Genomic DNA, 8,984 nt, shown 5'->3' on the forward strand with positions numbered 1-8,984 from the left:
GTATTTTCGCCCATCAACCCGGTTTCTGAGCCCCCAGGAGTAATCTAAAATCTAAAATCTAAAATCTAAAATCGAATCATTGTCGTCGAACCAGCAATCGGTGCCAAAGCCTAATGCTCTATTATTTGGAGACAATTCTGTTGCTAAATTTAATGCTGCTTGTCGGCCGATTTGGGTTTCAAATACTGAGGAAAAAACTGCGTCTATATTGTGAGTTTGACAAAATTTTCGCAGTTGGGATGGAGAACCGCATATCGCAGGTTTAATGACGAAAATTCCCCGCCAGCCTTGGCTGTAGCACTCTTGGATGCGATCGAGGTTGGCTGCGGATTCGTCGAGGGCGATCGCAGTTGCATAAATAGCATTCAATTCTACCATTTCCTGAAACTGTGTTACGGGCAGCGGCTGTTCCAAAAATTCAATGTCTGCGGAAAAGTCGGGAATTGCATTTACCTTGTCGCAAGCTTCCAACCATGTTTTAGCCTGCGAGTAACTGAGTCCACCGTTGGCATCTAACCGCAAAAATGCCGATTCTCGATCGCACAAATTGTGCATTACTTGGATTAGCTGCTGAAAAATCTTTAATTCTTGTTCAATTGCAGCAACACCAATTTTCCATTTAAACGTCCGATATCCCTCTAACCAAAGCACTTGCAAAGCCTGCAAAGCTGTTTCACCTGCTGGCAATAAACCGCTGTACTGACTCAGCCTCTTATCCTCGTTCCCAGGCTCTGCCGGGGAATGCTTTTCTAGCGGCTCTGCCGCGTGTAAAATAGAAACTCTTCCTCCTAATATGCGTTCCCCGGCAGAGCCTACAAACGAGTTTGACAAGTTTGATAGTGCTGACTCAAAGCCAAATTGACAAGCCGGCAATTGGGCGGAAATAGCGAAAATCATCTCTGATGAAAGATTAGCTGGCAACTGGTGACAAAAATCTAAAGCTTGCTCAAAACTTTCGGAACCAAACCAACTCAAAGGGGCAATTTCTCCCCAACCAATTAGATTATTTTCTCCCACAATTCGCAGGATAATTCCTGAGCGAATATCCCAGATTCCGTGACTTGTTCGCAATGGACGCTTAAACTTTCGCTGATAAGTGCGAAACTCGAATTGATACAGCATTTATTTTTTAGTTAATCATAAAATTGTCTCAATTTATCAATTGTCAGGTACGAAGTGCGCCCCCGCTCATTACTACAGAATGTGGGCGTTGGTACAGAGGATTAAAGAATGTGTTCCCTGCGGACTCTACAACATTGATATTTTTGGCGCAAGTCTTATTAATCATAAAATTGTCTGACAACTGCTCCAAACTTATCAATATTTTCAAAATGGGTATTATGACCAGCTTTTGGTACAATTTCCAGACTAGCGCCCGGACACAAGCTGGCAATCTCGGTGTTGATATTTGTAAATTTATCATCATATTCTCCCGCTAGCAAGAGGAGAGGGATTTGATTGTGTGGGAGTTTTTCCCAGAGAGAGGGCTGGTTGCCTGTTCCCATGTTGCGGAGCGATTTGGCTAACTCTAAGGGATTGTTTGCTAAGCGGGTTTCTATGAGTTTGTCGAAGTTGGGAGAGTTTTTTAAAGATGTGAATAAAGGGCGATCGTACCAGTTTAATAAAAAATCTTTAATGTTGCTATTTTCCAGCTTTTGTGCTAGCTGTGAATCGGCTTGCAGGCGGTGCGATCGCTCTTTTTCTGTCTTCAATCCCGGAGACGCTGACTCTAACACTACTTTCTCGAATCTTTCAGGAAAATGTAATGTCATGTAAAGTGCCAATCGCCCGCCCATTGAATAGCCCAACAACAAACATTTGTCTATTTGTAAATCATCTAATAACTGTATCAATGCTTCGGCTGTATTTGACATATTGTAGCAACTTTCGTCGCCGCTGACTTTGGTTTTTCCATGACCCGGAAGGTCAACTGCTAGACAGCAATAACTTTTAGCAAGTAAGGGAACGACGCTACTAAAGTCTTGACTGTCGCCAGTGAATCCATGCAAAAATAAAATTGTCTGTTGATTATTGTTGCCACTTAAAAAATAGTGAAACTGATAATTATTAAAGGTTGCCATTTCGTTACAACATAGCTGCTAAGTCTTCAGGGATAAGACCGGTGTATTCTCTTGCTACCGATTTTCCCTTCTTTGACAAAGGATTATTGTAAAGCAAATCGCCCTCCGGTGAGTGTGCTAAAACTTCACCTCGAATTACATTCAAATTCTCATCCAGTTCAGTGTAAGCAATTAGCACCCACTCGCTAGGATATCAGTGGATGATTTCTTCTCGGCTGAGTATTTTGTCAATTTATACTTGCGTACTCATGCTTTGATTCTCCTTTTTTACGATTCAATGTGAAGTACGGATTGCTGAATTAAAGAAGATTTTGAGAAGTCGCGCAACTGGGCAAACTCGCCCAACTCCCTCAACTTAGCAAACCATACCTCCAGTTTACCGAGATTCTCGATCGCCCGATCTACAAAGCAAAGCCCAATGCCAGCAGCAATCCGCTCGAAAAATGCAGCGTAACTGCGATAAACTTAGAGTTGCTGACACGAGCAGGTTGGTCGTGATAGTCTGTGACATGGCGGCAAAGGTCGATCGCAAACGGCAAACTCCCAAAAATTAACAGCGTCCAAATTGGGAACATTCCCAAAGCCACAAATAGCACAGTCAAAGCATAAACGCTGCCGCACAACCACTGCAACAACTCGGCACCTTTTTTCGTACCCAGTCGAACAATCGGCGATTTTTTACCCGCAGCCAAATCGTCCGCAACTTGATGAAAATGGGAACAAAATAAGATAATACTCGTAGTAATTCCCACGATTACCGAAGCCGCCAAATTAGTTGCAGACCAAGTTTGAGTCTGACTGTAATAAGCAGCAGCCAAGGCTAGGGGCCCAAAGGTGAAAAAGCAGATGATTTCGCCCAAACCCTGATAGCCAAGACGAAACGGAGGCCCTTGATAAGTGTAGCCGAGAGCACAGCATAAAACTACTAGCAAAATTACTGTTGGGTCTTTTTGCCACCAGCTTATGGCGCAGATTCCCGACACTCCGACTGCTAAAAACAGATTTGCCAGCCAGAAAATTAAAGCTTTATTTCCGGTTAAGTTAACTAGGGAATGCGCTTTGTTTTTATCGATGCCTGTTTCCGAGTCAAATACATCATTGCTGAGATTCAGCCATGCTATAATCAAAATGGCTGACATTAAAAATGTCGAAAAAATTGACGAATTAATCGTTTTAGTTTCGGCAAAAGCAATGGCAGTTCCTACTGAAATAGGAATCACGGCAACGCTGTACATGGGCGGCTTGATTGCCGCCAGCCACAATTTACTATTTGGATGTTCAATTAACTTTGTTGTCATTACACAAACTTGATGCAATTGATAGCAGCTTAGTGATTTTACAATGTTATTGGTAAATAATGTTTACTCTGTATCAGGTTGAGTGGGTGCGGGGCATCCGTTGAGAGGCTGTGAAGGCGATCGAAGGCTGGAAGTAGCCCGTCTGCAAACCTTTGTAGGGGCGATCGCATGAGAGTCGAGATTTAGTTGCTCAATCTTAAAGTTTTATGTATAAATGTTTCGCTCGATCGCGCGATAGTGTGTTTTCGCCCCGCTGCTGAGCCCAAACTTTCCGGGAAACTCGAAAGGTCATGTTTTGCGATCGCCCTCCCGTGCTTAGATCGAAATAGGGGTTTTAGCCGGACAAACCCACACTCTATCTGACAAATCTGCTATTCTCGCTTTCATGACAGTAATACCGCACCGCGCTAATCTCTTGCAAGACCGCAATCAACTGCATCAGTTTCTGTTAAATTGCCAGCAGTCTTTAACCGAAAAAGATCGCACAAAAATAGTTAGTATTTCTCAGGAAATTTACCCCCTCGATCCGCTAGCTGTACTGCAAGAGATTGCCGAACCTTGTCAGCGGCACTTTTACTTTGAAAAAAGAGACCCTATTTCAAGCAAAAGTTTTGCGATCGCCGCCCTAGATTCAGCCATCCATCTAACAGTAGCAGGAACCGAGCGATTTGCCCTCGCTCAAAATTTTATTCAATCTTGTCTTGCCCGAACAATTACCATTGGTGCGGAACGCTTGCCATTTAGCGGGCCTCACTTTTTTTGCAGCTTTGCTTTTTTTGATGAGAACATTGTCGCTAATTCTTACTTTCCACCCGCTACCATATTTTTGCCAAAATGGCAAATTACCAGACAAAAAAATAGCTGCATTTTCGTTGCGAATGCGCTAGTAGAACAAGATATAAACGTTAAAAACATCGCCGAAAATATCTGGAAAACATTTGATAAAATTGCCTCTCGAAAATACCATAAATTAACTACTGCGCTCGAGAGGTCGATATCTGTGAAACAAATTCCCGTGAATGATGCCAGTCAATTTAAAGCATCAGTCAAGTCGGCTTTAGAATTGATAAAATCTCAATATTTTAGTAAAATTGTTTTATACCAAGCCATAAATGTAATTTCTAAAACCCCTTTCAGTTTAATAGATTCCTTAAATAACTTGCGCCTCAGTTATCCAGATTGCTATGTATTTTCAACCAGTAACGGCAAAGGTCAAAATTTCATCGGTGCCAGTCCAGAACGCTTAATTAGCATTCACAACAATCAGTTATCAACAGATGCTTTAGCAGGTTCAGCACCGAGGGGAAAAACTGAAGCAGAAGATGCGAAACTAGCCCAGGGATTGCTAGAGAGTGAGAAGGATATTCGAGAACATCAAGTTGTGATAGATTTTATAGTCCATCACCTTTCTAAACTAGGCATAACCCCCAATTGTTCCCCAACTCCCAGACTGCTGCAACTATCAAACATTCAGCATTTGTGGACACCAATCACAGCTCAAATTCCCGCCGATATTCATTTATTAAAGATTTTAGCTCAACTGCATCCAACCCCAGCGGTAGCAGGCGTTCCGAGAGACATCGCCCTCCAACAAATTCGCCGCTGCGAAACCTGCGATCGCTCCCTCTACGCAGCACCCATCGGCTGGATCGATGCCCGTGGCAATGGGGAATTCGCGGTCGGGATTCGATCGGCATTAATCGACGGCGATCGGGCTATACTCTATGCTGGTAATGGTATTGTGGCAGGTTCCGAACCGGAAAAAGAACTAGCAGAAATTCAGCTCAAATTACAACCACTTTTAAACGCTTTGGTCTAATTAAACTAATTTTAATCCGCTCCCAGAAACCGGTTTTTTTATGAAAAGACGCGTTATAGCCCGAATATTCCGTAAAAACCCGGTTTCTTTGGTTGGAGTGCGTAAGTCATGTTAATTAATTTTCACTTCCTCAAAATGTTCTACTATGGGAAAAGGATCGTAAAAATGGTGAAGCATTCTTTTCCATTCTTGATATTCAGCAGAACTCCTAAATCTAATTGTATGAGCTTCTAAATTTTCCCATCTCACCAATAATAGATATTTTCCTGGAACTTCTGTGCAGCGATGAAGTTCGTGAGATAAATATCCATCTATAGACGCTATCAGACTGGAGGCTTGTCTAAAAGCTATCTCAAAATCCCCCTGACAGCCCGATTTGACATTCAGCACAACCGCCTCAAGAATCATAAAAATGTATCCTGACAATTATTTGGGTATAATATCGTAGCACAATACAGAGTTGAGCTACTCAGATTTAGCAATGCCAATAGATTTTCGCAATACAAACACCGTCTGGGCTTCCGTATTAGTAGAGACATTGCAACGAGTAGGATTAAGTACAGCCGTGATTTGTCCCGGTTCGCGATCGGCACCGCTAACAATAGCCTTTGCCCAGAACAACAAAATAGAAACTATTCCCATACTCGACGAACGTTCAGCCAGCTTTTTTGCATTAGGAATTGCCCAAAAATCAGGTTTGCCCGCCGCACTAATTTGCACATCAGGAACCGCCGCAGCCAACTTTTATCCTGCGATAATTGAAGCCAGAGAAAGCCGAATTCCCCTGCTAATATTCACAGCCGATCGACCTCCAGAAATGCGGGACTGTCACGCCGGACAAGCGATAGACCAAGTTAAAATATACGGCAATTATCCGAACTGGCAAGCCGAATTAGCAATCCCTTCTGCGTCCACAGGAATGCTAGACTATCTGCGGCAGACGGTAATGTATGCTATTGAGCGATCGCTCTTTCCCACCAAGGGCCCCGTCCACCTCAACATCCCCTTTCGCGACCCGCTTGTACCCGTTCCAGACATAGCTGTAGAAGCTTTAGAAACACAATTCAATCCCGAACATTTCTTTGCAGGATTAGAACCAATTGTTGCAGGAGAAAGCTCTACCTCCCCCAGCCTCCCTTTGTTAAGGGGGGGAGAAGAAAGTACAATGCAAGAATGGCACAAGTGCAGCAAAGGGATAATTATTGCAGGCGTTTCCCAACCTCAATTTGCCGAAAAATACTGTAGTGCGATCGCCCATATTTCCAAATCCTTAAATTGGCCAGTTTTAGCAGAAGGACTATCCCCAGTCAGAAACTACGCCCAACTAAACCCCCATCTAATTTCCACCTACGATTTAATCCTGCGAAACCCCTTCCTAGCAGATAAATTAATCCCAGAAATTGCCATTCAAATCGGAGACTTACCCACCAGCAAAGAACTGCGAAACTGGTTAGATAAAACCCAACCCAAACGATATATAATCGACCCCAGCCACCACAACTTCGATCCGCTACATGGCCAAACAGTTCACCTGCGAACCTCCGTAGAAAATCTCGCAGTTAATCTCGCAACTATATTAACTCTTGTCCCCACCCTTAACAAGGGCGAGTCAACTCTTGTTCCCCCCCTTAAGCAGGGGGAGTTAGGGGGGGTTCTCACCTCTCCATCAAACGAATACCTCCAACTTTGGTGCAACACCGAAATCCAAGTCAGAGAAACAATAGACCAAAAAATATCAGCCATTAACAAAATAATCGAACCCAAAGTGTCCTGGCTGCTTTCCCAGATTTTGCCGCCAGCAACACCGATATTTATTGCCAACAGTATGCCCGTCAGAGATGTAGAATTTTTCTGGAAGCCGAACAGCTTAGAAATAAAACCGTTTTTCAATCGCGGAGCTAACGGCATAGACGGCACTTTATCAACAGCATTGGGAGTTGCTCACCGCAATCAAAGCAGCATCATGCTAACAGGCGATTTAGCACTTTTGCACGATACGAACGGCTTTTTAATTAAAAATAAATTTGTTGGTCATTTGACAATCATATTAATTAATAACAACGGCGGCGGAATTTTTGAAATGTTGCCCGTTGCCAAATTTGACCCGCCCTTTGAAGAGTTTTTTGCGACGCCGCAGCATATCAACTTTGCTCAGTTGTGTGCAACTTATGGCGTGGAACACGAGGTAATTGAGAATTGGGAACAGTTCAAACAAAAATTAATTTCGCTGCCCAATAGTGGCATTCGCGTCTTAGAAGTGCAAACAGACAGGCGATCGGATGCTAAATGGCGGCAAGACAATCTCACTAAAATTGCTAAAGGTTTGTAATTTTCAGTGGTGGACGCACTTGGACTTTCAGAAACCGGGTTTTTGGAGTTCCTGTGCGGGCTCGGGCAAAGTATACCCGCGAAAAAACCCGGTTTCTGATCAAGCGTGCGATCGCTAATGAGTGTAGGTATCGCTAAGTGGAACGAAACTCAACCTAGACTAATTTAAACTGCTGGTTGAGCTAGCAGCGAATCTAACTCTCCATCTGCATCAAGTTTGTGAATGTCATCGCAGCCGCCAACGTGGCGATCGTTAATAAAAATTTGGGGCACGCTGCGGCGTCCGTTAGCGCGTTGGGCCATTGCATTTCTAGCGGCTTCGTCGCCATCAATTTTGTATTCTGTGAAATTTACGCCTTTCCACCACAGCAAAGTTTTTGCCCGGATGCAGTAGGGACAGGTTTGCCAAGTATAGATTTCAACATTGGCTTTGATGCGATCGGGCTTGCGGCCCAAGATGGGATTGAGAAAATCAAGCATTGTCGGTACCGGGGTAAAAATTGAACTGGTTGAGAGATTAACGTCATTTTAGCTAAACGCCGTCAATCGATTTTAGATTTGAGATTTGAGATTTTAGATTGACCCCACGGATAAATGCGGGGCTTGAGGATTTTCGAAAATCGATTTTGGATTGATTCCACGGATAAATCACGTGGCGGGTACCACCTTTGAAATTCGCTTTTCAGTCCCGCCTCCTACCCAAACATCGGCCCGGCATGGACTTGCCCGCCGCCACCTGGGTTGCTGTGATTCGCATCACACATTGACTCGACTCAGATCACTTACATACACGCATCATAATCACATTGGGAACCTCATTAATATCACTGATTCTTTCGGGAAAACAAGGAATGATCTACATATCGAACTCAACAGAACTGCCATGATTCCACTACAACTCCTCCCCGGCGCTATATCTGAAATCCTCGCTTCTGTAACCGACACAGGCGTTTTGACTCTGGCCGATCGCTACGGCTTGATGGCTGCCACCTTCGACGACTCTCTGAATGAGGAAGATAGAGGCTGTGTCAACCGCTTGCTGCGGGCGGTGCTCAGAGGCCGAGTGAAAATGGTCAACGAACTTTCCGCAGCATTCTAATCGGAGGCAAGAAGTTTTGTTCTGAAGGCAAAGTCACTCAGTGGTAGATAAAGATGGCGATATTGACTGGCAGTCGATCGCCCGGCGGGAGTCGCAGAGACTTGAAACAGTGGCAATTTCAATTCAATTTAAAGTTTTCTCCTCTAACTCAACAACGGTTTTTTCGATGGGCAGCCTGTTACGGGCTGCTTTTTGTTGGACGGCTAATCTGTAGTCATTAGTCATTAGTCATCAGTCATTAGTCATTAGTCATTAGTCATTAGTCATTAGTTATTAGTTATTAGTCAACAGTCAACAGTCAACAGTCAACAGTCAACAGTCAACAGTCAACAGTCAACAGTCAACAGTCAACAGTCAAC

General features: G+C 43.8%; 9 protein-coding genes. 3 read left to right on the forward strand and 6 right to left on the reverse strand.

Annotated elements, in window-relative coordinates; all coding sequences use genetic code 11:
* Positions 1–51: 51 nt before the first annotated feature.
* The 4 genes from QUB56_RS22745 to menA all read right to left on the reverse strand — a co-directional run bounded on the left by QUB56_RS22745 (position 52) and on the right by menA (position 3,379).
* A complete protein-coding gene (locus QUB56_RS22745; RefSeq protein ID WP_332958337.1) occupies positions 52–1,122 on the reverse strand; it encodes an o-succinylbenzoate synthase in 1,071 nt (356 codons plus the stop codon).
* Between the two features lie 158 nt (positions 1,123–1,280).
* Positions 1,281–2,081, reverse strand: a complete 801-nt coding sequence (gene menH / locus QUB56_RS22750) for a 2-succinyl-6-hydroxy-2,4-cyclohexadiene-1-carboxylate synthase (RefSeq protein WP_332958338.1) — start codon at positions 2,079–2,081, stop codon at positions 1,281–1,283.
* Between the two features lie 4 nt (positions 2,082–2,085).
* Complete coding sequence (locus tag QUB56_RS22755; RefSeq protein WP_332958339.1) at positions 2,086–2,259, reverse strand: hypothetical protein; 174 nt, start codon at positions 2,257–2,259, stop codon at positions 2,086–2,088.
* A gap of 223 nt (positions 2,260–2,482) precedes the next feature.
* On the reverse strand, positions 2,483–3,379 hold the full coding sequence (menA, locus tag QUB56_RS22760; protein WP_332958340.1) for a 2-carboxy-1,4-naphthoquinone phytyltransferase: 897 nt from the start codon (positions 3,377–3,379) through the stop codon (positions 2,483–2,485).
* A gap of 385 nt (positions 3,380–3,764) precedes the next feature.
* Here menA and QUB56_RS22765 point away from each other — a divergent pair, with 385 nt between their 5' ends.
* Positions 3,765–5,198 carry an isochorismate synthase gene (locus QUB56_RS22765; RefSeq protein ID WP_332958341.1) on the forward strand — a complete coding sequence of 478 codons (1,434 nt, stop codon included), beginning with the start codon at positions 3,765–3,767 and terminating at the stop codon, positions 5,196–5,198.
* 111 nt (positions 5,199–5,309) lie between these two features.
* Here the strand turns inward: QUB56_RS22765 and QUB56_RS22770 are convergent, their stop codons facing one another.
* On the reverse strand, positions 5,310–5,606 hold the full coding sequence (locus QUB56_RS22770) for an antibiotic biosynthesis monooxygenase (protein WP_332958342.1): 297 nt from the start codon (positions 5,604–5,606) through the stop codon (positions 5,310–5,312).
* A gap of 73 nt (positions 5,607–5,679) precedes the next feature.
* Between QUB56_RS22770 and menD the strand changes: the two genes are divergently transcribed.
* Positions 5,680–7,527, forward strand: a complete 1,848-nt coding sequence (menD, locus tag QUB56_RS22775; RefSeq protein ID WP_332958344.1) for a 2-succinyl-5-enolpyruvyl-6-hydroxy-3-cyclohexene-1-carboxylic-acid synthase — start codon at positions 5,680–5,682, stop codon at positions 7,525–7,527.
* Positions 7,528–7,691: 164 nt separating this feature from the next.
* On the opposite strand, the gene grxC is transcribed toward menD, so the two are convergent.
* Positions 7,692–8,006, reverse strand: a complete 315-nt coding sequence (gene grxC / locus QUB56_RS22780) for a glutaredoxin 3 (protein ID WP_332958345.1) — start codon at positions 8,004–8,006, stop codon at positions 7,692–7,694.
* Positions 8,007–8,409: 403 nt separating this feature from the next.
* Here grxC and QUB56_RS22785 point away from each other — a divergent pair, with 403 nt between their 5' ends.
* Positions 8,410–8,625, forward strand: coding sequence for a hypothetical protein (locus QUB56_RS22785; protein ID WP_332958346.1), 216 nt, complete (start codon positions 8,410–8,412; stop codon positions 8,623–8,625).
* Positions 8,626–8,984: the final 359 nt, after the last annotated feature.

Origin of the sequence: Microcoleus sp. AR_TQ3_B6, from assembly GCF_036702785.1 — a bacterium.
Taxonomy (GTDB): domain Bacteria; phylum Cyanobacteriota; class Cyanobacteriia; order Cyanobacteriales; family Microcoleaceae; genus Microcoleus.

Coding starts and splice junctions, on each gene's coding strand:
- QUB56_RS22745 (WP_332958337.1), bottom strand. CDS start 1,122: ATGCTGTATCAATTCGAGTTTCGCACTTATCAGCGAAAGTTTAAGCGT.
- menH (WP_332958338.1), bottom strand. CDS start 2,081: ATGGCAACCTTTAATAATTATCAGTTTCACTATTTTTTAAGTGGCAAC.
- menA (WP_332958340.1), bottom strand. CDS start 3,379: ATGACAACAAAGTTAATTGAACATCCAAATAGTAAATTGTGGCTGGCG.
- QUB56_RS22765 (WP_332958341.1), top strand. CDS start 3,765: ATGACAGTAATACCGCACCGCGCTAATCTCTTGCAAGACCGCAATCAA.
- QUB56_RS22770 (WP_332958342.1), bottom strand. CDS start 5,606: ATGATTCTTGAGGCGGTTGTGCTGAATGTCAAATCGGGCTGTCAGGGG.
- menD (WP_332958344.1), top strand. CDS start 5,680: ATGCCAATAGATTTTCGCAATACAAACACCGTCTGGGCTTCCGTATTA.
- grxC (WP_332958345.1), bottom strand. CDS start 8,006: ATGCTTGATTTTCTCAATCCCATCTTGGGCCGCAAGCCCGATCGCATC.
- QUB56_RS22785 (WP_332958346.1), top strand. CDS start 8,410: ATGATTCCACTACAACTCCTCCCCGGCGCTATATCTGAAATCCTCGCT.